The 26,072-nt window shown below is 61.4% G+C and carries 26 protein-coding genes, 1 other RNA gene, 3 pseudogenes and 1 riboswitch; of the genes and pseudogenes, 13 read left to right on the forward strand and 17 right to left on the reverse strand.

The window, feature by feature from the left end:
• Positions 1 to 221: 221 nt before the first annotated feature.
• The 7 genes from HMPREF2656_RS13135 to prfB all read right to left on the reverse strand — a co-directional run bounded on the left by HMPREF2656_RS13135 (position 222) and on the right by prfB (position 5,043).
• Entirely contained in the window at positions 222 to 371 is a 150-nt protein-coding gene (locus HMPREF2656_RS13135) for a hypothetical protein (protein WP_168167562.1), read from the reverse strand.
• Between the two features lie 189 nt (positions 372 to 560).
• Positions 561 to 950: a transfer-messenger RNA gene (ssrA, locus tag HMPREF2656_RS10290) on the reverse strand.
• Positions 951 to 1,131: 181 nt separating this feature from the next.
• Positions 1,132 to 1,782 carry an SDR family oxidoreductase gene (locus tag HMPREF2656_RS10295; RefSeq protein WP_070816671.1) on the reverse strand — a complete coding sequence of 217 codons (651 nt, stop codon included), beginning with the start codon at positions 1,780 to 1,782 and terminating at the stop codon, positions 1,132 to 1,134.
• A 23-nt stretch (positions 1,783 to 1,805) separates the two neighbouring features.
• Positions 1,806 to 2,303: an SsrA-binding protein SmpB gene (gene smpB / locus HMPREF2656_RS10300; RefSeq protein ID WP_070452075.1), complete on the reverse strand. Its 498-nt coding sequence runs from the start codon at positions 2,301 to 2,303 to the stop codon at positions 1,806 to 1,808.
• Between the two features lie 15 nt (positions 2,304 to 2,318).
• Positions 2,319 to 3,221 (reverse strand): permease-like cell division protein FtsX, encoded by a 903-nt coding sequence (ftsX, locus tag HMPREF2656_RS10305; RefSeq protein WP_070816673.1) that lies wholly within the window; start codon positions 3,219 to 3,221, stop codon positions 2,319 to 2,321.
• Positions 3,222 to 3,223: 2 nt separating this feature from the next.
• Positions 3,224 to 3,916 carry a cell division ATP-binding protein FtsE gene (gene ftsE / locus HMPREF2656_RS10310; RefSeq protein ID WP_070816674.1) on the reverse strand — a complete coding sequence of 231 codons (693 nt, stop codon included), beginning with the start codon at positions 3,914 to 3,916 and terminating at the stop codon, positions 3,224 to 3,226.
• A 17-nt stretch (positions 3,917 to 3,933) separates the two neighbouring features.
• Positions 3,934 to 5,043, reverse strand: coding sequence for a peptide chain release factor 2 (gene prfB, locus HMPREF2656_RS10315; protein ID WP_070816676.1), 1,110 nt, complete (start codon positions 5,041 to 5,043; stop codon positions 3,934 to 3,936).
• 57 nt (positions 5,044 to 5,100) lie between these two features.
• Positions 5,101 to 5,212, forward strand: a riboswitch (TPP riboswitch).
• Here prfB and thiC point away from each other — a divergent pair.
• Both thiC and HMPREF2656_RS10325 read left to right on the forward strand, forming a co-directional pair.
• Positions 5,210 to 7,039, forward strand: a complete 1,830-nt coding sequence (gene thiC / locus HMPREF2656_RS10320) for a phosphomethylpyrimidine synthase ThiC (protein ID WP_070816686.1) — start codon at positions 5,210 to 5,212, stop codon at positions 7,037 to 7,039. It overlaps the preceding riboswitch by 3 nt.
• Positions 7,020 to 7,840, forward strand: a pseudogene (locus tag HMPREF2656_RS10325) (inositol monophosphatase). The gene thiC and the pseudogene HMPREF2656_RS10325 overlap by 20 nt, the downstream one beginning before the upstream one ends.
• 46 nt (positions 7,841 to 7,886) lie before the next feature.
• On the opposite strand, the gene HMPREF2656_RS13140 reads toward HMPREF2656_RS10325, so the two are convergent.
• Positions 7,887 to 8,762, reverse strand: coding sequence for a chymotrypsin family serine protease (locus HMPREF2656_RS13140; protein ID WP_070816677.1), 876 nt, complete (start codon positions 8,760 to 8,762; stop codon positions 7,887 to 7,889).
• A gap of 132 nt (positions 8,763 to 8,894) precedes the next feature.
• Here HMPREF2656_RS13140 and HMPREF2656_RS10335 point away from each other — a divergent pair, with 132 nt between their 5' ends.
• From HMPREF2656_RS10335 to HMPREF2656_RS10345, 3 genes are read left to right on the forward strand one after another with little or no spacing between them, the layout of a single operon-like run.
• Positions 8,895 to 10,109: an amidohydrolase gene (locus tag HMPREF2656_RS10335; protein ID WP_070816679.1), complete on the forward strand. Its 1,215-nt coding sequence runs from the start codon at positions 8,895 to 8,897 to the stop codon at positions 10,107 to 10,109.
• A 35-nt stretch (positions 10,110 to 10,144) separates the two neighbouring features.
• Positions 10,145 to 11,431, forward strand: a complete 1,287-nt coding sequence (locus HMPREF2656_RS10340; protein ID WP_083319518.1) for a DUF418 domain-containing protein — start codon at positions 10,145 to 10,147, stop codon at positions 11,429 to 11,431.
• A complete protein-coding gene (locus HMPREF2656_RS10345; RefSeq protein ID WP_070452088.1) occupies positions 11,406 to 11,840 on the forward strand; it encodes a GNAT family N-acetyltransferase in 435 nt (144 codons plus the stop codon). The genes HMPREF2656_RS10340 and HMPREF2656_RS10345 overlap by 26 nt, the downstream gene beginning before the upstream one ends.
• 20 nt (positions 11,841 to 11,860) lie before the next feature.
• On the opposite strand, the gene HMPREF2656_RS10350 is transcribed toward HMPREF2656_RS10345, so the two are convergent.
• Both HMPREF2656_RS10350 and HMPREF2656_RS10355 read right to left on the reverse strand, forming a co-directional pair.
• Complete coding sequence (locus HMPREF2656_RS10350) at positions 11,861 to 13,597, reverse strand: BCCT family transporter (protein WP_083319519.1); 1,737 nt, start codon at positions 13,595 to 13,597, stop codon at positions 11,861 to 11,863.
• A gap of 42 nt (positions 13,598 to 13,639) precedes the next feature.
• Positions 13,640 to 13,807, reverse strand: coding sequence for a glycerol dehydrogenase (locus tag HMPREF2656_RS10355; RefSeq protein WP_070422543.1), 168 nt, complete (start codon positions 13,805 to 13,807; stop codon positions 13,640 to 13,642).
• Between the two features lie 72 nt (positions 13,808 to 13,879).
• On the opposite strand from HMPREF2656_RS10355, the gene HMPREF2656_RS10360 reads away from it, so the two are divergent.
• The 8 genes and pseudogenes from HMPREF2656_RS10360 (at position 13,880) to HMPREF2656_RS10395 (ending at position 19,706) form a co-directional block, all read left to right on the forward strand.
• Positions 13,880 to 14,815, forward strand: coding sequence for a cation diffusion facilitator family transporter (locus HMPREF2656_RS10360; protein ID WP_070614448.1), 936 nt, complete (start codon positions 13,880 to 13,882; stop codon positions 14,813 to 14,815).
• A gap of 34 nt (positions 14,816 to 14,849) precedes the next feature.
• The gene (locus HMPREF2656_RS10365) at positions 14,850 to 15,521 is read left to right on the forward strand and encodes a thiamine phosphate synthase (protein ID WP_070816681.1); all 672 of its coding nucleotides are present in this window, start codon (positions 14,850 to 14,852) and stop codon (positions 15,519 to 15,521) included.
• Positions 15,522 to 15,526: 5 nt separating this feature from the next.
• Positions 15,527 to 16,587, forward strand: a pseudogene (thiO, locus tag HMPREF2656_RS10370) (glycine oxidase ThiO).
• On the forward strand, positions 16,578 to 16,772 hold the full coding sequence (thiS, locus tag HMPREF2656_RS10375; RefSeq protein ID WP_070816683.1) for a sulfur carrier protein ThiS: 195 nt from the start codon (positions 16,578 to 16,580) through the stop codon (positions 16,770 to 16,772). The pseudogene thiO and the gene thiS overlap by 10 nt, the downstream one beginning before the upstream one ends.
• Before the next feature lie 2 nt (positions 16,773 to 16,774).
• Positions 16,775 to 17,566, forward strand: coding sequence for a thiazole synthase (locus HMPREF2656_RS10380; RefSeq protein ID WP_070816684.1), 792 nt, complete (start codon positions 16,775 to 16,777; stop codon positions 17,564 to 17,566).
• A 4-nt stretch (positions 17,567 to 17,570) separates the two neighbouring features.
• On the forward strand, positions 17,571 to 18,671 hold the full coding sequence (locus HMPREF2656_RS10385; RefSeq protein WP_256381257.1) for a ThiF family adenylyltransferase: 1,101 nt from the start codon (positions 17,571 to 17,573) through the stop codon (positions 18,669 to 18,671).
• A 17-nt stretch (positions 18,672 to 18,688) separates the two neighbouring features.
• Positions 18,689 to 19,138, forward strand: a complete 450-nt coding sequence (locus tag HMPREF2656_RS10390; protein WP_070422538.1) for a hypothetical protein — start codon at positions 18,689 to 18,691, stop codon at positions 19,136 to 19,138.
• Between the two features lie 97 nt (positions 19,139 to 19,235).
• The gene (locus tag HMPREF2656_RS10395; RefSeq protein ID WP_070452108.1) at positions 19,236 to 19,706 is read left to right on the forward strand and encodes a hypothetical protein; all 471 of its coding nucleotides are present in this window, start codon (positions 19,236 to 19,238) and stop codon (positions 19,704 to 19,706) included.
• A 32-nt stretch (positions 19,707 to 19,738) separates the two neighbouring features.
• Here the strand turns inward: HMPREF2656_RS10395 and HMPREF2656_RS10400 are convergent, their stop codons facing one another.
• The 7 genes and pseudogenes from HMPREF2656_RS10400 to HMPREF2656_RS13570 all read right to left on the reverse strand — a co-directional run bounded on the left by HMPREF2656_RS10400 (position 19,739) and on the right by HMPREF2656_RS13570 (position 25,994).
• Entirely contained in the window at positions 19,739 to 20,254 is a 516-nt protein-coding gene (locus tag HMPREF2656_RS10400; RefSeq protein WP_141761077.1) for a cytosine permease, read from the reverse strand.
• 279 nt (positions 20,255 to 20,533) lie between these two features.
• A complete protein-coding gene (locus HMPREF2656_RS10405; protein WP_022862715.1) occupies positions 20,534 to 21,115 on the reverse strand; it encodes an NADPH-dependent FMN reductase in 582 nt (193 codons plus the stop codon).
• A 40-nt stretch (positions 21,116 to 21,155) separates the two neighbouring features.
• Positions 21,156 to 21,428, reverse strand: a complete 273-nt coding sequence (locus tag HMPREF2656_RS12890) for a hypothetical protein (RefSeq protein ID WP_133065267.1) — start codon at positions 21,426 to 21,428, stop codon at positions 21,156 to 21,158.
• Positions 21,409 to 22,434 (reverse strand): class 1b ribonucleoside-diphosphate reductase subunit beta, encoded by a 1,026-nt coding sequence (gene nrdF / locus HMPREF2656_RS10410; protein ID WP_034666259.1) that lies wholly within the window; start codon positions 22,432 to 22,434, stop codon positions 21,409 to 21,411. Before nrdF ends, HMPREF2656_RS12890 begins: the two co-directional genes overlap by 20 nt.
• Positions 22,435 to 22,485: 51 nt before the next feature.
• Positions 22,486 to 24,680, reverse strand: a pseudogene (gene nrdE, locus HMPREF2656_RS10415) (class 1b ribonucleoside-diphosphate reductase subunit alpha).
• Between the two features lie 67 nt (positions 24,681 to 24,747).
• The gene (nrdI, locus tag HMPREF2656_RS10420) at positions 24,748 to 25,197 is read right to left on the reverse strand and encodes a class Ib ribonucleoside-diphosphate reductase assembly flavoprotein NrdI (RefSeq protein WP_052093126.1); all 450 of its coding nucleotides are present in this window, start codon (positions 25,195 to 25,197) and stop codon (positions 24,748 to 24,750) included.
• Between the two features lie 116 nt (positions 25,198 to 25,313).
• On the reverse strand, positions 25,314 to 25,994 hold the full coding sequence (locus HMPREF2656_RS13570) for a metal-dependent transcriptional regulator (RefSeq protein WP_022862719.1): 681 nt from the start codon (positions 25,992 to 25,994) through the stop codon (positions 25,314 to 25,316).
• Positions 25,995 to 26,072: the final 78 nt, after the last annotated feature.

Raw genomic sequence — 26,072 nt, forward strand, 5'->3', positions numbered from 1 at the left:
CGTCTATTCGACGTACTCCATCGAGGTCCTGATCCTCCTACCGGTATTACGCCAGGCTCGCCGAACGAATTGGCCCGGCTTCGGAGGCTTCTGGATGTAGATCTTCTCTCCGTGGCTCGTGGTCGCGATGACTTCCTTTTCGCCTTCCTGCCACACGGACTCCCCTGACGTCACAGCTAACCTCCTTGCTTATGTCCACCACTGTATCCGCGCTTATGGCACTACGCGGTCTGTTCGTCTGTCTTGCGCTGTTTGCGTTTCTCCTCCAGGTCGGCGACGCCGTCGGGTCCGATGTAGCGGGCGCGCCAGCGTCCGGAGGGGAGTTGGGAGACCGTGCCGAACTGTCGTTTCGTTGGGCGGCGGCGTGCCATGTTCTCGTCCTTTTTCGTGGTCTCTGCGTGGTCTATACGTGGTCCACGATAGCCGTTTTCGTGGTCTAAACGTGGTCTACGGAATGAACGGCATTGTGCTTTGGTGCACCTTCCTGCACTTTCATTTATTACCACTACCAGCACAAATAAGAAGAAACCCCAGGCCCGTGAGGGTCTGGGGTTTGCACTCGGTGGAGCCGCCGGGAATTGAACCCGGGTCCTTCACCACCGCACCAGGGCTTCTCCGTGCGCAGTTCGCACAGAATCTCTGCTCGGCCCTCCGGATCAGGCGAACATGTCCGGATGACGGGCCCAGTCAGTGAAAAATGTCCCTTCCAAGGCCCCACTGACAGGGCCGGAAGGCAAGTCCCCTAAGTCGACGCCAGGTACCGGGTCGGGGACATCCCCGGCCTGACGGACACGCAGGTCGCTGGACCTTTCTAATTAGGCAGCGAGGGCGTAGTCACGCTGAGAGTTCTTCTCTGCGTTTATTAGTTACAGCGACGCTTTCGGTGGTCTCCTGCCTGCACCGGCACGCTTCCCCTGGCTAAGTGATGAAGTCGAAACCAAATCGACCCCTTCAACTACGAAGAAACGTAGGAGAAGAAACGTTACCCGACGCGGCGCACAAGCACAAGGGGCCGAGCGCACCGGAGCCCAAGGAGCCGAGCGCGCCGGAGCACAAGGGGCTGGGCGCGCCGGAGCTTGAGCAACGCCCGCAAGCCCGCCCCAGCCGGCAAGCCCTGCCCCAGCCGGCAACCTACCCCGTGAACGCTGGGCGGACGCGGAGGAATTCGATGACGGCGTCGGGGCCGGCGTCGACAGCAAGGCGGGCTGCCTTGGCTACTTCGGTGGCGGCCATCTTGGGCAGGCCGTCGTCGCCGGAGAGCATGTCGGTGTCGGTGCGGCCCGGGTGCAGCGAGGTCACGCGCACCTTGCCGGCTTCCTCCTGGGCGAGTGAATCGGTGAAGCCGCGCAGCGCGAACTTGGAGGCGCAGTAGGCGGAGTTGTTAGCGATGCCGTGGTAGCCGGCGCCGGAGTTGATGGTGATGATCAGGCCGTTGGATCGTCGTAAAGCAGGAAGCAGCGCGCGAGTCAGGGTCACGGGCGCGTGGAGGTTGACTTCCATCATGTTGCGCCAGGAGGCGTCGCCAACCTCTTCCAGGGAACCGTTTTCCATCACGCCGGCGGCCAGCACGAGGACGTCGAGGTCCTCGATCTTGGAGGCCGCCTCCAAGATGGCTTCGGTGTCCGTCAGGTCCACCTCGAACGGCTCCGCACTCGGCAGCGCCGAAACAGTCTCGGACGCATCCCGAGACGCCCCTGCGTAAATGTGGTGGTCCTTGCCAAGTTCTTCAGCAATCGCGCGACCGATGCCGCGAGACGCTCCAGTAATCAGTGCCTTTTTCATAGGCCCCCACCGTACTGAAAACGCTACGCCTTGATGCCCTTCAGCTTGCGGCCCAGCTCACGGGTGATTTCGCGGTCCTCGGTGCGTCGCTTGATGGCGCGGCGCTTGTCGTAGTCCTGCTTACCTTGACCGAGGCCCAACTCGACCTTGGCGCGGCCGTCTTTGAGGTAAAGCGACAGCGGGATGAGGGTGCGGTTGCCGTCGCGGACTTTGCCTTCCAGCGAGTCGATCTCGCGGCGGTGCAGCAGCAGTTTGCGGGTGCGGCGCGGCGGGTGGTTGGTCCAGTGCCCCTTGGAGTATTCGGGGATGTGCATGTTGCGCAGCCAGACTTCACCGTTGTCGATGGTGGCAAACGCCTCCACCAGCGACACCTTGCCCTCGCGCAGCGCCTTGATCTCGGTGCCCTGCAGGACGATGCCGCACTCCCAGGTGTCCAAGATGGTGTAGTCATGGCGAGCTTTCCGGTTGGTCGCCAGGACGCCGGTGTTGGAAAGCTTCTGCTTTTTGTTCTTCTTGGACATAGGCGCTCGAGTGTACTACTTCCGCACGTAGGAGCGAAGTGCCACCTGGGCTGCGAGGCCGCCGAGCACCATGGCGACGAGCCCGGTCAGTGGCATGACGGCCCACACTGCGGAGTCTGGGACGCGGGCGATGAGTTGGGATGCGTAGAGGTCGCCGAGCAGCGGGTCCACCAGGAACTGCTTGCCGGCCCACACGCCGAAGGTGGCCAGCACCGCGCCGAGCAGCACGGAGATCACGGCCTCGAGCACGAACGGGGCCTGGGTGTACCAGCGCGAGGCGCCGACCATGCGCATGATGCCGATCTGCTCGCGGCGGTTAAACGCGGCCAGTTGCACCATGTTCGCGATCAGGAACACGGCAGCCAGCGCCTGTGCTGCGGCGATGACGAAGGCGGCATTGCGGAAGGTGTTCAGGGTGCCGGCGGCGGAGCGCACGGTGTCGGCCTGGTCAGAAATGACGGTGACCTGTGACATCTCACGGATCGCGTCAAGCGGCGCCGTGTCTGTCGGGTCCTCCAGGCGCACGTGCAGCGCGGCCGGAAGCGCATCCGGGGTGGTCTCACGCACGAGTTCCGGCTCGGCATCCTGGAACAGTTCCACGAACCGCTCGTAGGACTGCTCGCGGGAGCGGAAGGTGACTTGCTCGACGCGGTCGTCGCCCTGCAGAGTGTCGCGCACCTGCTTGCAGGCGTCGGTGGAGCAGTCCTTGTCGTTAGCGGAAATATCCTCGTCCAGCTCGACCATCACTTCGACGCGGTCGAGGTAGAGCTTCTTCGTATCGGCGGTGGCCTGCGAGATCAAAATGCCGGTGCCGACGAGCGCGAGCGAGAGCGCCGTGGTGATCACCAGCGCGATGGTCATGGTCAGGTTGCGGCCGAGGCCTTTGAAGCCTTCGCGGAAGATGAAATTCCAATTCATGGTTACTTCCTCACATCTCCGTAGACGCCGTTTTGTTCGTCGCGCACGACCTTGCCTAACTGCAGTTCGATGACACGTTTGCGCATGTCATCCACCGCACGCGCGTTGTGCGTGGACATGATCACGGTGGTGCCCATGCGGTTGATGCGCGCAAGCAGGGCCATGATTTCGTCGGCGGTGCCTGGGTCGAGGTTGCCCGTGGGCTCGTCGCAAAGCATGAGCTTTGGCTTATCGACGAACGCACGCGCAATCGCAACACGCTGCTGCTCACCACCTGACAACTCGCGCGGCATACGATTCGCCTTCGCGCCGAGGCCGACAAGTTCGAGCGCCTCCGGCACGAGTTTGGCAATGCGGTCTTTCGGCTTGCCGATCACCTCGAGCGCGAACGCCACGTTGTCGTACACGTTGAGGTTGGGCAGCAGGCGGAAGTCCTGGAACACGTAGCCGATGGACTGGCGCAGTTTGTTGATCTGCTTGCCAGACAGTGCGTTGACGTGGAAGTCGCCGAAGTAGATGTCGCCGGAGGTGACGTTTTCCTCGCGGATCATCAGTTGCAAGAACGACGATTTGCCGGAGCCGGACGCGCCGATCAGGAAGACGAACTCGCCGTCTGGGATCTCCAGGGTGACGTCGTTGAGCGCGGGGCGCGTGGACGTCGGATACGTCTTGGTCACATGGTCGAATCGGATCACGCGACACACCTTACCCGTTACTGGTGTGACTCTTGTTGCTGCTGTGCCATGCGCCAGCGGATGCCAGCCTCCAGGAAGCCGTCGATGTCGCCGTCGAGCACCTTCTGCGGGTCGCCCACCTCGTAGTCGGTGCGCAGGTCCTTGACCATCTGGTACGGGTGCAGGACATAGGAGCGCATCTGGTTGCCCCAGCTGGCGTTGCCGCCCGCGCCGAGGGCGTCCATCTCCGCCTTTTCCTCCTGGCGCTTCTTCTCCAGCAACTTGGACTGCAGCACGTTGAGCGCCGAGGCCTTGTTCTGAATCTGGGACTTCTCGTTCTGGCAGGTCACCACGATGCCGGTCGGAATGTGGGTGATGCGCACGGCGGAGTCAGTGGTGTTCACGCTCTGCCCGCCCGGGCCGGAGGAACGGTAGACGTCCACGCGGATGTCAGAATCCGGGATGTCGATGTGGTCGGTGTGCTCCACGACCGGAAGCACCTCCACCTCGGCGAACGAGGTCTGGCGGCGGCCCTGGTTATCAAACGGAGAGATACGCACCAGGCGGTGCGCGCCCTGCTCCACCGACAACTGGCCATAGAGGTAATCGCCGTGCACAACAAAGGTGGCGGACTTGATGCCAGCCTCCTCGGCGTAGGAGATGTCGTAGACGTCCACCTTGTGGCCAGCCTTTTCCGCCCAACGTACGTACATGCGCATGAGCATCTCGGCCCAGTCCGCTGCGTCCACGCCACCGGCGCCGGAGCGGATGTTGACCACGGCCTCGCGCTCGTCGTATTCGCCGGAGAGCATGGTCTGCACCTCGAGCGAATCGATTTGCGCGGCCACGTCTTCCAACTCGTCGTCGGCCATCGAGGGGTCGCCTTCTTCTTCGGCGAGTTCGTACATGACCGGCAGGTCGTCGATACGCGAGCGCAACGACGTGACCTTCTTCAACCGCGACTGCACATTGGAAAGCTCAGTGGTCACCTGCTGTGCGTGCGCCGGATCGTCCCACAGAGACGGGTCGCCGGCTTGGGCCTCGAGTTCGCGGGCGCGCTCGCGGAGCACGTCGAGGTCCATCACCTTCTCGATAGTGGAAAGTGTGGACGAAAGATCCTTAATCCGCGCTTGAGTCTCGGGCTGCATAACCGGGAAGTCTAGCGAACTGCCTGACGCAGCCCCCACGACGGGATAGAGTGTGCTGCGACCCCACACGGGCGCCCGAGGCATCGGGCTGAGATCGCGCTACGCCTGCGCGAGCACCGTTCGAACCTGTCTGGTTAGCACCAGCGAAGGAAGTAAGGAGAAGGTCGTGCCTGAAACGCATGCCGATATTTATGCCCAGGAAATCCACCCCAAGCACGCATACGCGCCGATTCTGAAGGACGGGCTGGAGGTTCCGGAAACCGCGATCCACCTGGACGACTCCCCTACCGGCCCCAACGAGCCGTTCAAGATCTACCGCACCCGCGGCCCCTGGGCCGAGCCGGAAGTTGGCCTGCCCAACCTGCGCGGCGAGTGGATCACCGCCCGCGGCGACGTGGAGGAATACGTCGGCCGCGAGCCCAATTTGCTTGACGACGGCCGCGCTGCCGTCCGCCGCGGCTCCGCCAGCGAAGAGTGGCGTGGCGCCTCCCGCAAACCGTTGCGCGCCAAGCCGGGCAAGCGTGTCACCCAGATGGCCTACGCCCGGCGCGGCGAAATCACCCGCGAGATGGAATTCGTGGCGCTGCGCGAACACTGCGACGTAGAGAAGGTCCGCGCGGAGGTCGCCGCCGGGCGCGCGATCATCCCGAACAACATCAACCATCCGGAAAGCGAGCCGATGATCATCGGCAACGCATTCCTGACCAAGATCAACGCCAACATCGGTAACTCCGCCGTGACCTCCTCCATCCGCGAAGAGGTAGAGAAACTGCGCTGGGCCACCCGCTGGGGCGCCGACACCGTCATGGACTTATCCACCGGCAACGACATCCACGCCACCCGCGAGTGGATCCTGCGCAACTCCCCCGTGCCCATCGGCACCGTGCCCATCTACCAGGCGCTAGAGAAGGTCGACGGCATCGCCGAGGACCTGACCTGGGAGATCTTCCGCGACACCGTCATCGAACAGTGCGAGCAGGGCGTGGACTACATGACCGTCCACGCCGGCGTTCGCCTCCCCTTCGTGCCGCTGACCTCCAAGCGCGTCACCGGCATCGTCTCCCGCGGCGGCTCGATCATGGCCGGCTGGTGCCTCGCCCACCACAAGGAATCCTTCCTGTACGAAAACTTCGACGAGCTCTGCGAGATCTTCTCCCAATACGACGTCGCATTCTCGCTTGGCGACGGCCTGCGCCCCGGCTCTGTCGCCGACGCCAACGACGCCGCCCAATTCGCCGAACTCAAAACCATCGGCGAACTCTGCCGCCGCGCCTGGGACTTTGACGTCCAGGTCATGATCGAAGGCCCAGGGCACGTGCCCCTGAACATGATCCAGGTGAACAACGAGAAGGAACAACAGTGGTGTGGCGGCGCGCCGTTCTACACCCTCGGCCCCCTGGTCACCGACATCGCCCCTGGCTACGACCACATCACCTCAGCCATCGGCGCCGCCAACATCGCCGCCGGCGGCACCGCCATGCTGTGCTACGTCACCCCGAAGGAACACCTGGGACTTCCCAACCGTGACGACGTGAAGACCGGCGTGATCACCTACAAACTCGCCGCCCACGCCGCCGACGTAGCCAAGGGTCACCCCGGCGCGCGCGACTGGGACGACGCCATGAGCAAGGCACGCTTCGAGTTCCGCTGGCACGACCAGTTCGCCCTCTCCCTCGACCCCGACACCGCGCAGGCCTACCACGACGAAACCCTGCCCGCCGAGCCCGCGAAGACCGCCCACTTCTGCTCCATGTGCGGACCAAAGTTCTGCTCGATGCGCATCAGCCAGGACATTCGCGACGAGTTCGCCGACCAAATCGCAGACCTCGGCATGCCGTCATTCGACTTCTCGGGCGGTGCTGGCGGCGCTGGCGGTGCTGGCGGTGCAGGCCCCGACGCCAAGGCCGGCGAGCGCGAGATGGCTCAGGAGTTCCGCGACTTAGGCTCCAACGTCTACCTCCCCGAGACCCGCGAGGGTGCGCCGACTGCGCCATAATGGCGGCGTGACTGAAGCATTTATCAACGCACACCGTTCCTCCTCCGACGCCGAACTGGCCGCCGCGCTTGTCCAACACGCCGGCGGCCTTGCCCTGCGCATGCGCGCCGAGGGCCTGGGCACGGAGTTCAAAACTTCCGTGTCCGACGTGGTCACGGAGGCAGATCGTGCCGCGGAACGTTTCGTCGCCACCTCGCTCGAGGCACTGCGCCCGGACGACGGCGTCATCGGCGAGGAGGGCTCCAACCGCCCCTCCCGCACCGGCCGCACCTGGGTGATCGACCCCGTCGACGGCACCTACAACTTCTCGCAAGGCTCCGACTACTTCTGTTCGGCGCTCGCTCTTATCGACGACTCCACGTCCCCACCCCAACCATCTCCGCCATCCACCGCCCTGCACTTGACACCACCTGGGTCGCCGCCGACGGCGAGGCCACCCGCAACGGCGTTGCCCTGCCCACCCTTGCCGACGCCCCGCTCGCCGAAAGCGCCCTGGTGACCTACCTCCACCCCACCTTTATGTCGGATGATGCCGTTCGTGAGCCCTGGCTGCGCGTGGTTTCAGGCGCCGCCACGATCCGTATGCTCGGCGCCGGCTCTGTCGACCTGGCCAACATCGCCGCAGGTCAAATGGGTGCGTGGATGCAGCACTCCGTCCCCGACTGGGATTGGCTGCCCGGCAAGGCGCTCGTGGAGGCCGTCGGCGGCCGCTGCGTCAAGGTCGATGCCGGTGGCGTGACCTGGTGCGTTGCGGGTAACCCCCGCGTGGTCGACGAGATCGCCGCCCGCCTCCGCGCCTAGTGGTCTTTGCCTCCCCGCGACTCCCCCAAGCCCCGGGCGCTAAGAACTACGGGAGCCGGAACCCGCCTTTGACGGATGGCAGGACGGAGTCGAGACGCGCTGATGCGGTTGGCGCGTGGATCGGGCCTTGTAGCGGGCTGTGGCATGCGATGTCGAATGGTGCGTGCCAGGTGCCGCCGTTGACCATGGCGATGACGCGGTCGCCGACCATGAGTGGGGCGCCGGAGTCGCCTTGCATGGCGCAGACGTGGTTGACGTTGTGGGTGTCCCAGTCGGTGAAGGTGGGTGCGCAGGTGTAGCCGGAGGCGACGCCTTTCTTGCACACGGTGCCGCCGGGGCGGACGGGGGCGCCGCCGACGTGGTTGGCGGTGATGCCGTCGTAGGTGCGGGTGACTTCGGTGTTTTTGTCCAGGGTGATCACGGCGAAGTCTTTTTGTTTGTCTACTTGGGTGATTGTGCCGGTGGTGCCGAGTTGGGGTGCGTCGGCGGATTTGACCTTGTCGCCAACGTTGCCGCAGTGGCCGGCGGTGAGGGCGACTTTTTGGCCGCGGTCGTTGTAGCCGGCGACGGTGGTGGTGCACATGAACTCGGAGCCGGGGGTGTTGCCGACGTAGAGCGGGGTGCCGGGTCCGTAGAGGGCGTTGCCGCGTGCGCGGGCTTGGTCGGCTTCGGCGGGGACGCGGGGGGCGTCGTGGAAGGATCCGGGGACGCGGTGGAGGACGCGGTCGGCTCCGGGTTTGCCGGCGAGGGCTTTGGAGATGATGTCGGTGCGCCAGATGTAGTTGGGGTCGGCGGTGTCGACGGGCGCTGCGTTTTGTGCCATCGCGGGCGCGGCACCTGCGCTAAGAGCAGGCGTGACGACGAGCGCGAGGGCGGAGACGGCGGCAGCGACAATGGTGCGGGCCGATGGGAGGCGGCGCATACTTATCCCCTATCAGTGTTTCGAAGGCGCGTGAAGACAACTTTTGCCACAGTAATCACTTGGGCAACATTGGCACCATTCAACCATACGAAGACCCACCCGGGGGTGCTTTCGGGCACGTAAGGTAGGCCCATGGCTGACTTACCGAAACTCACTGGACGCCTCGCTGGTTTCGAGGACACGATCGACAAGACACGCGACAAGCGCGAAGACCTTTACAAGTGGTTCCACCAGAACCCGGAGTTGTCGATGCAGGAGTTTGCTACCTCGCAACGCATTGAGGAGGTACTCACCGCGATCGGTTACACCGTCACCGCGGTGGGCAAGACGGGCAAGGTCGGCGTGCTGGAAAACGGCGAGGGTCCGGTGGTGTGCTTCCGCGCGGATTTCGATGCCCTGCCGATCAGCGAGGCGACCGGCCTGGAGTACTCGGCGGACCCGGCGCTGAACCGGATGCATGCGTGTGGCCACGACATGCACACGACTGCTCTGTTGGGTGCGGCGGAGGCGTTGGCGCAGCACAAGGACCTGTGGTCGGGCACGTTTATCGCACTGTTCCAGCCGGGTGAGGAAACCGGCGCGGGCGCGGTGGATATGGCGCAAGCGGGTTTGGCGGAGAAGATCGTCAAGCCGGATGTGGTGTTGGGCCAGCACGTGGGCCCGTGGATCGACGATTATGGCGTCGGCGCACTGTCCGGCCCGGTGTTTTCCACGTGCGTGCAGACCAAGATCACGATTTTCGGCCGCGGCTCGCACGGCTCGATGCCGCAGCATGGCATCGACCCGGTGGTGCTTGCGGCGAAGGTGATCATGAGCCTGCAGACGATCATTTCGCGCAACATCGATCCGCAGGAGATGGGCGTAGTCACGGTCGGCGCGGTCCACGGCGGCGATTCGCCGAACACGATCCCGGATTCGGTGGAGCTCAAGGTGTCCACGCGCGCGTTTACGCAGGAGATTTCGGACAAGCTTAACGGCGACATCAAGCGCATCGTCCAAGGAGAATGCGCCATTGCGGGTTGCGACCGGGAGCCCACCTTCGAGGTCATTGGCGGCGCCCCGGTGTTTAGTAACCACGAGGAGCCGACGGAGAAGGTCATGGCGGTGTTCCGCGAGCAGTTTGGTAAGCGCGCGGGCAACTTTGGCCGGTTGTCGGGTTCGGAGGACTTCCCCACCATCGCGGAAGCCTGGGGCGTGCCCTACTTCTACTGGGCGGTGGGCAGTAAGAAGGAAATGGAGGGCGCTCCGGCGAACCACTCGCCGCTGTTCGCTCCGGATCTGGACCCGGTGCTGGATCATTCGACCCGCACGATCTTGGCGGCGGTGTCGCCGTGGCTGATGCCGTAGCGAATATGTCGCGGTAGCCGTGTAGGTTGAGCCGCATGAATTCGCATGCGGCACCACGCCCGAACCAGCACTCCGCCCAACCTGCGCCAGCCACGCAACCTGCACAACCCCAAAAGCAGCGCCTGATCGTGCCTGACTTGGCGCGCGGCACGGCGTTGCTGGGCATCGCGATGGCGAATGTGGCGCAGACGTGGATCACGAATGATTGGTCGGAGGATCAGTCGCGTGCGGGCTGGTCGGTCGGTGGCGTGCGCCCGGACAGCATCGTCGACCAGGTCAGTGCCGTGTTCGCCGCGATGTTTATCCACGTGCGTGGCCTGCCGATGTTCTCCACTCTGTTGGGGTTCGGCTTCGGGCTGGTGGCGGCCAGTCTCTACCGCAAGCACTATCCGTTGAAGGATGCGCGGCGGGTGTTGGTTCGTCGATACGCAGTGCTCGCGTTGTTTGGTTTGGCGCATATGCTTGGCCTGTTTTATGGCGACATCATGCTCACGTATGGCCTGGTGGGCATCTTGTTGGCGTGGGGGTTGTCGTGGTCGTCGAAGACGTTGCGCATTGTGGCGTATTCGATTCTGGGCCTGTTCACCACGTTCGGGGTGTTAGGTGGCGTCTCGGCGTTTTTCTTCAATTCTTCGGAGGCGATCATACAGCCGGATCCGACGATCACGTTTGATACGCCAGCGGCATATTTCTCCTCAAACCTGCAGATGGCGGTGGGCATGTTGGCCATGCAGCCGTTTGCTGTGGTGCAGTTGTGGGCGTTGGCGATTATTGGGTTTGTGTGGGCGCGGGAGCGGGTGCTTGTCGACGTCACCACGCACCGCAAAACCCTCATCACCTGGACCGTTATCGCCGCGGTGATCATCGTCGGCATCGGCCTGCCGTGGGGCTTGGCGGCCGCGGGTGTGCTGCCGGCACAGTGGGAGCTGCCGCTGTTCATCCTGAACCAGGCGCTGGGCTACCTCACGGGCCCGGGCATCCTGGCGGCACTTGCGCTGGCCACGCACCGACTGAACAACGACGTGCCGGGGTGGGCGCGGGCGTTCGTGGCGTTGGGTAAGCGTTCCATGTCGGGGTATCTGGCGCAGTCGGTGCTGTTCATCTTGCTGTGCACCCCGGCGTTTCTGGGCATCGGTCTGGACACCACGGTGACCGGCAAGTTGGGCATTGGCTTGCTAGTGTGGGCGATCACGATCGCGCTCGCGATGCTGCTGGAGCGCGCGGGCAAGCAGGGTCCGTTTGAGTGGGCTCACCGCCACCTCTCGTATGGCAAGACAGGAAGGATTGAGCCGAAGCATGATCAGGTTTCTATCGCTGGATGAGATGACGCCGCGCCAGGTCCATCAGTTGTACAAGTTGCGGGTGGATACGTTCGTGGCGGAGCAGCAGTGCCCGTACGCGGAGATTGATGATCAGGACGCTAACCCCGAGACGAAGCACATCCTTGCATTGCTTGACGACGACACCCTCGCCGGCTGCGCCCGCGTCTTCCCCACCGAGACGGGATCGCGCTTTGGGCGTTTCGTGGTCCATCCCGACCACCGCGGCTCGGGCCTTGGCCCGGAGATCGTGCGCGCGGGTATCGAGTACACGGAGCGCTTCCCCGGGGATTTGGTCATCGAGGCGCAGGCCGGCCTTGTCGGCTACTACGAGCAGTTCGGGCTGGTGGCCGAGGGTGAGGAATTCCTGGATACAGGAGTTCCCCACCGCAAGATGCGGATCAAGCGCTAGTTCTGGCGCTAGGCCAAGCGCTAGTCCTGGCGGCGTTCGTCGACAATAGTGTCGCGGTCGCCGCGCTCGAGTTTGAAGCCTTCGGGGAACTTCCAGGAGTCGTCCTCGGCGTCGTATTCGAGTTCGGGACGCTCCACCTCGTTGCCTTGCGCGTCGTAGCCCGGCGCGGGTTTGTTTTCGCCTTCTTCGAGTTTCTCGGCGGTGTCGGTCTTCTCCCAGGTGCGGGAGCGGGTCTTACGGGCGGCGGCGGAGTCGTCGCTCATGGCCTTGATCAGGGAGTACATCATGACGAAGTACATGAAGAAGAACGGCAGGGCGATGATGATCACGACTTGTTGGAGGGCGTTGATGCCGGAGTCGTTGATAAACAGCAGCGCGCCGGTGACCAGGCCGACGGCGACCACCCAGCCGACGCGGTAGTAGGTGGGTGATTTGTTTTCCTCGCCGGAGGCGAACATGTCCATCACCAGGGCGGCGGAGTCCATGGATGTGACGAAGTAGAACACGATCACGATCAGGGCGACGGTGCCGGTGATGGTGTACAGCGGGTAGTCCGCAAGCAGGGTGAACAATGCTTGTGGGGTGTCGCCGTCTTCCACCACGGGTTTGGTCAGCACGCCGGGGTTGTGCTCTTCCATGTCGATGGCTGCGCGGCCGAAGATGGAGAACCACACCAGGTCGAACGCGGTGGGCAGCAGCAGAGTGCCGCCGATGAATTCGCGGACGGTGCGGCCGCGGGAGATGCGGGCGAAGAACATGCCCACGAATGGCGACCAGCAGATGGTCCAGGCCCAGTAGAAGGCGGTCCAGGTGGCGTGCCAGCCGGGGTTGTCGTTGTAGGAGTCGACCCAGAACATCAGCTCGGGCAGGGATTGGGCGTAGATGCCGAAGGATTCGGTGATCTGGCCGAGCAGTTTCAGGGTGGGGCCGGTGAGCAGCACAAAAAGCATCAGGGCGATGGTGCCGGCGATGTTCAGGTTGGACAGGATCTTCACGCCCTTGTCCAGGCCGGTTGCCACGGAGATGGAGGCGGCGATGGTGATGCCGCAAATGATCGCGATTTGCACCGGGGTGACCAGGGGCACGTCCCAGAGGATGTTCATGCCGGCGGAAATCTGCAGTACGCCCAGGCCGACGGAGACGGCGAGGCCGAAGACGGTGCCGATGATGCCCAGGGCGTCGAGAAGTTTGCCCGGCGCTTCGTACACGCGGCGGCCGAGCAGGGGCGCGAACATGGAGGACATTCGCGCGGGCATTTTGCGCTTATAGACGAAGTACCCCACCGCCAGACCAGGCAAGGTGAAAATCACCCACATGTGGATACCGAAGTGGTAGTAGGTGAACTCGAACGCCTGGATGATCGCGTCGCGGCTCATCGATTCGTAGCCGCCGCGTGGCGGGTTGAAGGCGTGGTTCAGTGGCTCGGCGGCACCCCAGAACATGAGTGTTGCGCCCATGCCGGCGGCAAAGAGCATGGCGAACCAGACGGGGTATGAGTATTCGGGTTCATCGTCGTCGTCGCCAAGCCGCAGGTTCCCGTAGCGGGAGACGAACACACAGATCAAAAAGACCAGCGTGGCAGAGATGCCGCCGACGTAGAGCCACGTGAAGTGGTCCATCAGCCAGCCGGAGACGGCGGCGTAGGTCTTGCGGGCGGTATCGCCGAACGCGATGGTGCCCGCAACGAAGATGAGAATGAACCCCAAGGCGGAGAAGAAAATCAAGGGGTCTGAGTGGAGACGGCGTGTGCGCGCCATAAGGGGTGTTCCTAACTGGTGGGAAACAACAACGCGCCCGGGTTACCGCCCGGGCTTGATCAGTGCACCGGCGGCAGAGGAGGTCACAGCGGACCCGATAAGTACTCCGACGGTGTAAAGGATGCCGGTGACGCCGAGCATTTGCAGCAGCCAGCCAAAGAACAGCGCGCCCACGACGGCACCTGCGATTGCGACGACCCAACGGCCCATGGTGTGTTCCTTTCAATGAGACAGCATTGACGTGGACAACCAGCGTACGCAAGTGCTACGATTCGTCCCGCTATGAATACCCAAGAACCCGCCTCTACCAGGGCAGCTGTTGATGAACAAAAACTTTTAGAGCGCTTCATGTGGCTCTCCATCGGCGCTACCATTGTCACGATTGTGCTGAAGGCAATCGCGGCGTGGGTGACGGGTTCTGTGGGTTTCTTATCGGACGCGTTGGAGTCCGGGATCAACCTCGTCGCAGCCGCCGTGGGCCTGTGGGCGCTGAAGCTTTCAGCCAAGCCGGCGGACGACAACCACAACTTCGGCCACTCCCGCGCCGAGTACTTCTCCGCCCAGGTGGAGGGCACACTCATCCTGATCGCCTCTATAGTGATCATTTATACGGCGGTGGATCGCCTGATCAACCCGGTACCGGTGCAGCAGCTCGGCATCGGCCTGGCGTTCTCTATCGTGGCCACGCTGTTGAACCTCGGCGTGGGTGTCGCGCTCATCCGCGCGGGTAAGAAGTACCGCTCCACCACCCTGAATGCGGACGGGCACCACTTGATCACGGACGTGTGGACCACCGTGGGCGTCATCGTCGGCATGGCGTTGGTGTGGCTGACTGGCTGGCAGCCGCTCGACCCGATTGTGGCGCTGCTGGTTGGCCTGAACATCTTGTTCACCGGCTACAAGTTGCTCAAGGGTGCGATCCTGGGGCTGCTGTCGCACACGCTGCCCGAGGATGAGCAGAAGGTTGTCCATAACTTTCTGGATGCCTATGCCAAGGACAACGGCGTGACGTTCACGTCGGTGCGTACGGCGGAGGCTGGCCGCGACCGCTTGGTCAACCTGGTTATGCAGGTGCCAGGCTCCTGGACGGTGGATCACTCCCACGATCACGCGGATGCGGTGGAGGAAGGTATCGCCGCAGCGCTTGGTGGCGCGGAGACGATCGTGCATATCGAGCCGCTGGGCCATCCGACGCGTACCGGCCCGCTGCAGATCTAAACCGCATAGGGTGTTGTGCATGGATTCGCAGCTTATGGGCAAACCCGAACTCGATTTGCGCTGTTACTTTGTCACCGGCCAGGGTGACGACATTGTGAAGCGCGCCCGCGCCGCCGCGGCTGGTGGTGCCGGGGTGGTGCAGGTGCGCTCGAAGCCGATTAGTGCGCGCGACCTGTACAACCTTGCCCGCGATGTGGCCGAGGCCGTGCACGAGGTGAACCCGAAGACGCAGGTGCTTATCGACGACCGCGTCGACGTCGCCCTAGCACTACGCGACCACGGCATCGCCGGCGTGCACGTGGGTCAAGACGATCTGGACGTTAAGGTGGCGCGCGACCTGCTCGGCCCGGGCGCAATCATCGGTCTGACCACGGGCACGATGGAGCTGGTTCAGGCCGCGAACGCATACAAAGACGTAATCGATTACATCGGCTGCGGGCCCTTCCGCGACACACCGACGAAGGACTCGGGCCGGCCTCCCCTGGGCTTCGGCGGCTACCCGCCCCTGGTGGCGGCTGCGCAGGTGCCGCTGGTGGCCATCGGGGATGTGACGGTGGATGACGCGTACCACCTCGCCATGGCGGGTGTGGACGGGTTGGCCATTGTTCGCGGGATCATGCACGCCGATGATTCCCAGGACTATTGCGAGCGCGTGGTCGCGGAGTTTGAAAGGGGCCAAACGGACCGGGCAAAAGCGCTACCCTGATCGCTGTGAATATCTCGGTTGTCGGTGCGGGCATCATCGGTCTGTCTACTGCGCTTACGTTGGCGGATCGGGGCCACGCGGTCACGGTGTACGACCCGGCGCCGGCGTCGGGGGCGTCGCATTATGCGGGTGGGATGTTGGCGCCGACGGCGGAGGTCGTCTATAAGCAAGACCCGCTCTTTCCGCTGATGACGGCGTCTGCGGAGCTCTACCCGGATCTGATCAAGCTGACCGCAAAATATTCGGATTTGCCCACGGGCTATCGCACGGAGGGCACGCTGGTGGTCGCGCGCGATGTGGCGGACAAGACGCACCTGGCCGAACTCAGCGAGTACCAGGAAAAGCACGGTATGGCGGTGGAGAAAGTCACCACTCGTCAGGCGCGCGGCCTTGAGCCGGCGCTCTCCCCTGCCATTAACGGTGCGGTGCGGATTGCGGGGATCACCAGGTGCAGCCGCGCTTGTTTACCAAGGCGCTCATGGATGCCTGCGCGAATGCCGGGGTGACGTTCATACACAAGCGCGTGGATAGTACGGACGAGCTGGACGGGGATCAGGTGGTCGTCGCTAATGGTCTGGGCGCGCGCGAGCTGGTCCCGTTTCTGGATCTGCGCCCGGTGTACGGCGACGTGCTGCACGTGCGCGTGCCGGACCACCAGTACCCGCTGCTGACCCATGTGGTGCGCGGGTTTGTGGAGGACCGCCCGATTTACCTCATTCCGCGCGAGGACCACACGCTGACTATCGGCGCGACCACGCGCGAGGACGGCCGCGACCAGCCGCAGGTGCAGGGCGTTCACCAGCTGCTGCGGGATGCGATTGAGGTGGTGCCGGCGGTTGAGGAGTGCGATTTCCTCGAGGCCGGCGCCGGTGCGCGCCCGGGAACGCCGGATGATTTGCCGTACATCGGTCGTATTAACGAGCGCACCGTGGTCTCCACCGGTTACTTCCGGCACGGGATTTTGCTGGCGGCGTTGGGGGCTCGGTGTGGTGCTGGGGTCGTCGAAAAGCAAGCACCATTCATAAACTTATCCGCATGCGACCCGAGGAGGCACGAATGCAACTAACGCTCAACGGTGAAAGGACCATCACCGAAGCCACGACTGTGCAGGAGTTGGTGGCGGAGGTCGGCGCGCCTGAGGCAGGCACTGCCGTGGCGGTCGACGGTGAGGTCGTGCCGCGCTCGCAGTGGGGGCAGATGCTTCTCGACGACGCCACCGTGGACATCCTCACCGCCGTCCAAGGAGGCTAAACATGCTTGAAATCGCAGGCCAGCAGTTTGAGTCGCACCTGATCATGGGCACGGGTGGGACGAGTTCCTTTGACATGCTGGAGCGCGCCCTGGTGGCAAGTGGAACGGAGATGACCACGGTGGCGATGCGCCGCCACTCCGCGACCACCGGCGCGGGCGAGAGCGTGTTTGACCTGCTGGGGCGCCTAAATATCCGTCCGCTTCCGAACACTGCGGGGTGTCGCACCGCGCGCGACGCGGTAATCACGGCGAAACTTGCGCGTGAGGCGCTGGGCACGGATTGGGTGAAACTGGAGGTCATCGCGGACGATCGGACGCTGCTGCCCGACGTGGTGGAGACCGTCGACGCCTGCGAGATGCTCGTGGACGAAGGCTTTACGGTGCTGGCGTACACCTCGGACGACCCGGTGGCCGCCAAGCGCCTGGAGGATCTCGGCGCTGCGGCGGTGATGCCGTTGGGCTCCCCGATTGGCACTGGACTTGGAATCCTCAACCCACACAACATTGAGTTGATCTGCTCGCGCGCGCAGGTACCGGTGCTTATCGACGCCGGCCTGGGCACCGCATCCGACGCCTCCCTTGCCATGGAACTCGGGTGTTCTGGCGTGCTGCTCGCCAGCGCGGTGAACCGTTGCCAGGACCCGGTGGCCATGGCGCACGCGATGCGCCACGCGGTGGAGGCCGGCCGCCTGGCCCGCGCTGCTGGGCGCATCCCGAAGCGCGAGCACGCCGTGGCGTCGTCCACCTTCGACGGTTTGGCCAGCTGGGCCGACTGGGAAGACGCGGTGCTGTAGGGCCGTGCTGCCGGAAAACGAACTCAAGCGCACCGCGCGCCAGATGAACCTGCCCGGATTCGGCCCGGAGCAGCAAGAACGCCTATACGACGCGCACGTGTTGGTCATCGGCGCCGGTGGCCTGGGCTGCCCCGTCATGCAGACGCTGGCCGCCACGGGCGTTGGCCACATCACGGTGTGGGATGACGATACCGTGGACATCACCAACATCCACCGCCAGATCCTCTTCGGCGCCCAGGACGTGGGCCGCAGCAAGGTGGAGGTGGCCGCCGAGCGCCTGCGCGCACTCCAACCGGGCATCACCGTCACGCCGGTGAACGACCGCCTGACCGCCGAGAACTTCATCGAGGCGCTTGACGGCATCGACTTACTTATCGACGGCTCCGATACCTTTGCCACCAAATTCCTCGCCGCCGACGCCGCCGAGATCACCGGCACGCCGCTGCTGTGGGGTTCGGTGCTGCGCTACCGCGGCGACATCGCACTGTGGCACTCCGGCCCCGGCGCGCCCGAGGGCGGCGTGGGCATGCGGGACCTCTACCCCACCCAGCCGGACGCGGATTCCGTGCCGGATTGCGCCACCGCGGGTGTGCTCGGGGTGACCACCTCCGTGGTCGGCTCGCTGATGTCCACCGAAGCCGTGAAGTTCCTCACGGGCATCGGCGAGGCGGAGATCGGCCGGCTGCACATGTACGACGCGCTGACCACCACCATCCGCCGCTTCACCGTCCCCCGCGACCCGGCGCGCCCACTGACCACGCGCTTGAGCACCTACACCGATGCCTGCGCCGTGAGCACCGAGGGGCAGTTGCTTTACGACGACATCACTACCCGCAAAGCTCACGCCCTGGACATCCGCGAACCCCACGAGCGGGCGATCGCGGACCTGCCGGTTAACTCCACCCACCTGCCACTGACCCAGATCGAACGTGACCCCGAGGCGGTTTCTCGCGCGCTGTCGCAGTACGCCGAAGGCGACGACGTGGTGGTCTATTGCGCCGGTGGAGTGCGTTCTGAAAAATTTGTGAAAACCTATGCGGAACAGGCGAAACAGCATGGGATTGTGCTGAAATCGCTGCCAGGAGGCGTGCAACGCTGGGGATAGCCTGGAATACTTCTGTTATGCAGATCACACGTACAGCCCCAGTAACCGTCGCTGCCGTCGCGATCCTTACCGCCACCGCAGCCCTCGCCCCCTCCGCCGCCGCACAAAACAACGTTGGTACCTACTCCAACCAGAACGGCAACGTGCGTTGCGAGTCCTACCAAGTCGGCGGCGAAACCAAAACCATTTGTGTCTCCGACACCGCCCGCAAAACCCAGCCGGAGTGCAACCCTCCAGAGCAGCTCATCCCCGCAGTGTCCATCAGCCGAGGCTTTACCGGCACCCACTGCTGGAACCAAGGCTTTGTGGGCCAGCCGAAGAAGCTCAACCCGCTGCAGGTGCAGCGCTTCGGCTCCGCGTTCATTGTCCCGGGCTTTACCGGTGAGCTCTACGTCTTCGACACCGCCAACATCGCGCTCGTGCGCGCAGGTTCCACGAACTCCGTGATCTGGAAGTTGCAGCGCTAACCACAAACCACACATCCGTTCGAGAATCCGCCTCCCGGTGTCGGAGGCGGATTTATAATGTCTCCTTGTCCGAACACAACCGAATAAGGAGGCGTTGTTGGGCGAACTGCTCAAAGCCGCAGTGGGGTGCATTGAAGCCCCGTCCCTATTTCCCCGAGAACTGAAAATTTTGATGCAGGTGGCGTTGCTTGCAGACGACACCACTGGCCCCACCCTCACCCCCACCGGCACCGTCCGCCAAGCAACAGCGGGCCGGGTGGAAAACTTCGGTGGGCCCCGCATGACCAACTGGCTGAAGCGCGACATCATCGATGCGACACTGCCCACCTTCACCGGCACGGGTTGGCTCCAGGAGGTCCCCGGCCCCGAAAACGACGGTGCTTACCAACTCAACCTGACACGGTTGAAGCGGCTTCTCGACGAGGCGGAGGCGCACCTTGCCACCGGCGAGCACGACCAGGAAGCGCTCGAGCAGGCGGATCGGGAACTGCCCGGCGACTTCGACACCGCGCCGGAAGATTTGGCCGAGCAGGTGGATCGGATCTTGGTCAGCAACCCGGCGCGGTAGGACGCCGGGTCGGGCACGGCAGGGCGCGACTCCTAGGCCGCAGTCCCCTCCTGACGGCGGATGCGGCCCCGGCGCCCAAACCACGCCGCCACGAAGGAGAGTACGAGTGCGACGAGCACACCGAGGTTCGCGTCCGCCCAGTGCTCCCCAACCAGTGGCAGGAAGTATCCCTGCCAGTTGTTCCAGGAAGCTTCCTCCGCAAACATGTTGGCTACAAGACCCCAGCCGATCACCGAGGCGACGGTGAGAATGCCAATAGAGGTCCAGTCCACGGCACCGTAGCGACCTGCCGAGTCGTATAACGCCGGCTCGTCGTAATCCTTGGTGCGGGTGAAGATGTCCGCAATGAGGATGCCCGCCCAGCTAGCCAGCGGCACGCCGAGGGTGATCAGGAAAGACTGGAACGGCCCAAGGAAGCTTTGGGAGAAGAAGACCACCCAGATGGTGCCGATGGTCAAAATGACGCCGTCGATAGCTGCAGCCGCCGGGCGCGAGATCTTAATCCCCAGCGTGAGCAGCGTCAGGCCCGAAGAGTAGATGCCCAGCACCCCCCGACGGCGGCAAGCCGTAGATGGGGGTCTCCCCTGCCCTGTATGGCCCTGTAGCGGCCTAACAGGATGTCGCCAGGGTCAGTGTCCAGCGACAGCGCTAAAACCGCTCTAATTCAGCGAAAATCGAAGAATTAGAGCGGTGTTTTTGAAGCGTCCTGGGTTCAGATTCAGGTAACTCAAGGATGAGTGTGAATCCGGGGTTTGTGTCTTTGAGAAGGCCCTTTAGAAGCCTTCAAGTACTTCGTAGAGGGCGGTGGCTAGGGTTAGTCGCCGTCGCTAGCTGTGCTTGGCTGTTAATGTCATGTCGACCAACTGCAGGAAGCGTATAACGTAGTCTTTGACAAAGCCTGCGGTGCCTTCATTGAGATGGCCGGAGTCTTCGAAGAGGGTGGGGGATTGGCCAAGGAATACCTCGGGCTGACCAGGAAGCGGCATATCGAAGTAGGACAGGGCGAGCCGGAGGTTCTTCTGTGAACTGTAGCCGCCCATGCGGCCTACAGAGTGACTGATGATACCTGCGGGAAGGTTCTTCCAAGCCACATCCGAGTTGGGCTTGGAACCGATGTCCACTGCATTCTTGAGACAGGCAGGGATAGTACGGTTATTTTCCGGGGTAACAAAGAGGACGCCGCTCGAGTTCTTGATGGTGTCGCGGAAAGTGGTGTACTCAGCTGGAATGGGCTTGTCCGTGACCGAGGGGTCATCGTAGTCGAAGTCATAGAGCGGCAAGTCACGGATTTCAACGATGTCTGCCTGGTAGTTTTCAGGAATCATTGTGAGCACTTCGTGTGCAATCTTGCGCGCAAATGAGCCGCGGCGCAGGCTGCCGACGATAACACTAATGCGTGGGGTGGTCATAGGAAGTCCTTTCTTCTTAGTTGGGCGTAGGTACGTGCGATCAAGGGAGAAAAGGCTTGCAGCCAAAGGCAGGCGGTGGCCCGGCGGCGTGGGCGGCAGTAAGAAAGTTATCCACTTTGTCTTCTTCATGGCGGAAGTACAGTTCGATGAGTCCTAACAGTCCCCCGAGGACGGCCTCCCGTGCGGCGGACGTATCCAAAAGCCGCATGGCTGCTGGTTGGTTTCCTTCGCGGATGGCTTCAAACAGCGCGATGGTCTCAAGCCAGCTTCCTTGGTCTGGTCGTGGAAACGGTTTAGAAATCCCAGTCATCATCACTCGTTTCTTCAGCGGTGCCAATGACATAGGAGGAACCGGAGCCGGAGAAGAAGTCATGGTTTTCATCTGCTCCAGGTGCTAGGGCAGCGAGGATTTCCGGGTTCACTTCCGTTTCTTCAGGTGGGAAGTAGTCCGGGTAGCCCAAATTCATGAGCGCCTTATTGGCGTTATAGCGAACGAATACAGCTACATCATCCATGAGCCCCAACGGCTCATATAGCTCGCCGGAATAATCCAGCTCTAGGGCATAAAGCTCTTCGAGCAAGGAAATAGTGAAATCATGCATCTCCTGTTGCCGTTGTGGAGCAGACGTTTCCAGTCCGCGCTGGTACTTGTAGCCTGAGTAGTAACCGTGCACTGCCTTGTCACGCAGAATGAGGCGAATCATGTCTGCCGTATTTGTCAGGGTGGCGTGGACGGAAAAATGCAGGGGAAGATAGAAACCCGCGTAGAGAAGCAGCGAGGAAAGCAGCGTCGATGACACTTTGCGCTTGAGTGGATCGGGTCCAAAATAATGAGTGAGCACTTTTTTGGCGCGTGCCTGGAGAAGGTCATTATTCACCGCCCAGCGGTATGCCTCATCAATTTCCTTCGTACTGCTCAAAGTAGAAAACACTGAAGAGTAAGAACGGGCATGGACTGATTGCATGAAGGCGATGTTGGTATACACGGCCTCCTCGTGCTCGGTGCGGGCATCTTGGATCTGACAGATTTCGCCCACAGTGGCCTGGACGGTGTCCAGGGTGGTGAGTCCCGTGAACACCCGCATGGTGAGGTTGCGTTCCTCCGGTGTCATCCTCTGCCACGCCGGGAGATCGTTTGAAAGTGGAACCTTTTCTGGCAACCAAAAGTTGGCGGTGAGGCGGTTCCACACTTCAAGATCCTTCTCATCGCTCACCCGATTCCAATTGATGGCGCGGATGCGGGCTGAAGGGTCATGCCGGTAACTTGGCGGCGTAACTGAGATGCTGGTTAGCTCAGCAGTGTTTGATGTTGAAGACATAGCTTCTTTCTTTCTTGATGGATGGTTGTGAATGAAGGAAGGACCGTGTTCCTACAGAGCACAGGAAACGCAGCCTTCGACCTCGGTTCCCTGGAGTGCAGGTTGGCGTAAACGGATGTAGTACAAGGTCTTGATTCCGGCTTTCCAGGCATAGATTTGTGCCTTGTTGATGTCCCGCGTAGTGGTGTCAGCGGTGAAGAACAAAGTCAGGGAAAGCCCTTGGTCCACGTGTTGGGTGGCCATAGCGTAGGTGTCGATGATTTTTTGTACCCCACGGTGTAGGAGTCATCGAAATACTCCAAGTTGTCGTTGGTCATTTCCGGTGCGGGGTAGTACACGCGCCCCAAGCGGCCTTCCTTGCGTATTTCAATCTTGGAGGCAATCGGGTGTATGGACGCGGTGGAGTCATTGATGTAGGAAATTGATCCAGTGGGTGGAACTGCCTGCAAGTAGGCGTTGTAGATGCCGTCTTGCATCACTTGGTTCTTGAGCCGTAGCCAATCCTCGCGTTGAGGAATCTGCACGCCAGCCTCATGGAATAGCTGTTTTACGTGGTCAGTGGCCGGCGCCCAGTCTTGGTCGATGTACTTGTCGAAGTAGACGCCAGTGGCATAGGTGGATTCTTCAAAGCCAGTGAATCGTTGACCTTTCTCAACCGCTAGCGCATGGGATGCACGGAGCGCATGATAGGTCACGGTCAGGAAATAGATATTTGTAAAGTCCAGTGCTTCGGCGCAGCCATAAGGAATACGCTTGGAAGCCAGGAAACCGTGGAGATTCATTTGGCCCAACCCGATGGCATGCATGGATGCATTACCGTGAGCGATGGAAGGAACAGCTTCGATATTTGTTAGGTCTGAGACCTTCGTGAGAGCGCGCACCGCGGTTTCAACAGTTTCCCCAAAGTCCGGTGATTCAAAAGCTTTAGCGATGTTGAGCGACCCTAGATTGCAGGAAATGTCCTGGCCAACGGTGGTGTAGTTACCTGAGGCGCCGTAGGTGGATGGCGTGTTGACCTGGAGGATCTCACTACACAGATTGGACATATTGATATGTCCTTTGAGGGGATTAGCGCGGTTGACCGTATCCTCAAAGAGTATGTAGGGGTATCCAGATTCAAACTGAAGCTCAGCCAGCGTGGTGAAAAACTCGCGGGCCTTGATAGTCGTATGAGAAATTCGCGGATTGGAAACCAGCTCGTCGTAATACTCGGTGATAGACATGTCAGACATGGCTACGCCGTACTCGCGAGCGATGTCATACGGGCTAAAAAGATGCATATCCTTGTTCTCTTTGGCCAGCTGGAAGGTTATATCTGGAATAACAACTCCCAGCGAAAGAGTCTTAATGCGGACTTTCTCATCGGCATTTTCCCGCTTGGTATCCAGGAAACGAAGAATATCTGGATGGTGCGCATGTAGGTAGACGGCTCCAGCGCCCTGTCGAGCGCCCAATTGGTTGGCATAGCTGAAGCTATCTTCCAGAATTTTCATGACTGGGACTACGCCGGAAGCTTGGTTCTCAATCTTTTTGATTGGGGCTCCGGATTCGCGCAGATTGCTCAGTAACAAGGCCACACCACCGCCGCGTTTTGAAAGCTGCAGTGCAGAGTTCACGCTGCGGCCAATGCTTTCCAAATTGTCTTCGATGCGAAGGAGGAAGCAGGAGACCATTTCGCCACGCTGGGCTTTTCCTGCGTTGAGAAAAGTAGGGGTGGCGGGCTGGAAGCGTCCGGTCATGATGTCATCCACCAGCTTCTCCGCAAGCTCTTCATCGCCCTGTGCAAGGTACAAAGCTGTGGTGGCGACGCGTTCTTCGTAGCCTTCCAGAAATCGCGAGCCATCAAAGGTTTTCAGTGCGTATGAAGTAAAGAACTTAAATGCGCCGAGGAAAGTGCGGAACTGATGCTTGGCTCGGTGGGCTCTGTCGTACATAGTGCACAGAAAATCGTCATCATAAAGCTCAAGGAATTCCCGCTCGTAGTATTCGTTATCAACCAACCACTCCAAGCGCTGCTTGGTGGATTCAAACTGATGCATGCGGGGAGTGACATGGTGCGCTAAAAAGTCTTGTGTTGCCTCAATGTCCTTGTCGAACTGGATTCTTCCCGAATCGTCGAATAGGTTCAGCTGCGCGTTGAGTGCATGGTAGCTCTTGCGCTTACCGACACCGCCGGCATCGTCTGCTGAAGCGGTGCGGGGCGTAGGGCCAATGGGCTGTGTGGGGGTGGCCTTAAGTGGCGGCATTGTGGTTTCCAATCTGTGTGTTGCGGATGTGGTCTTCATTTTGTGGGAAATCAATGGGGTGTAATTGTTAGTTGCTTTGCTGCTCCCAAAACTTGTGAAGGCCCTGCTTTACAGCGGCAACGTCCTTCTGCGTGCCGAGTAGCTCGAAGTGATACAGCTCTGGAACGTGGCACTTAGCGGAAATGATGCGGCCGGCGACGCAGTAAGCGCTTCCGAAGTTGGTATTGCCTGAGGTAATCACGCCCCGGATAAAGGAACGGTTGATTGGGTCATTGAGGAAGTCGATGACCTGTTTGGGGACTGCGCGTTTGAGCGAGCCACCGCCGTAGGTTGGAACGATGAGTACGTACGGGTGTGAAACCTGGATCATTCCGGTTTTCTTGGGCCGCAGTGGAATGCGCACTGCGGGTCTATCTAAGCGTTCGACGAATCTTTTTGTGTTTTCAGAAACGCTAGAAAAGTACACCAAATCTGGTGAGTCTGACATGACAATCCTGCTCATCCTGGCCTTAGCCATAAGTGGGATAGGTGATGATCGAAAAGATTAACTACGTACTACCGTAGTTGCAAACTACGCCGCACCGTAGTTTTTAAAAGGGCAGGTAGGGACAGGATTAATGAGAAAGGGAAAGACTACAGGCTGTGGTGTGCTACAAACACTGCGTCCGTAGCTGGGCGCCCAAGTACTACCCACTGAGTACTGTCGGCTACCTGTACTTCGAGCGATTCTGAAAAGGGCGTTCCTTCGCGCGTGGTAAGAACAGCCCCAATGACGATGCCTTGCTCTTTGAGGAAGGCCAGCAGTTGTGGGTCGGAATCAGAAATGCGTTCCACGGTCACCTGCGGTTGTGCGCCGCTGTCGGTGAGACGGTGCGCACTGGGGATAGTGACCTGTCCATCAACCGTAGGGATAGGGTCGCCGTGTGGATCCCTAGTGGGGTAATTGAGGAACTTATCCACGCGCTCTATGAGCATGTCAGACACCGCGTGTTCAAGATTTTCGGCTTCATCATGGACCTCGTCCCACGTATAATCCAATGCTTGAACCAAAAAAGACTCAAGCAATCGGTGGCGGCGCACCATGACCAATGCGTACTGCCTGCCAAGTTCGGTTAACTCCACAGAGCCATAGGGCGTGTGTGACACGAGCCCTTGCTTCGACATTTTGCGCACTGCATCGGAGACCGAGGAGAGCTTGAGTCCCAGCTGTTTCGCTATAAGTGTGGCGGTAACGGGCTCGGATGACCATTCCTTTAGCCCCCAGATAGCTTTCAAATAGTTCTGGGTACTGGTGGACAGCTCAGAAACAGACATGAGTAAATGTTAACCCAGCTTCCGTATGCGCCTTAGGCGCTGTGCTGTTGCGACCGGTTATTTGGTAGCAGTGTCGTG

This window comes from Corynebacterium sp. HMSC034B08 (assembly GCF_001835805.1).
Classification (GTDB): domain Bacteria; phylum Actinomycetota; class Actinomycetes; order Mycobacteriales; family Mycobacteriaceae; genus Corynebacterium; species Corynebacterium coyleae.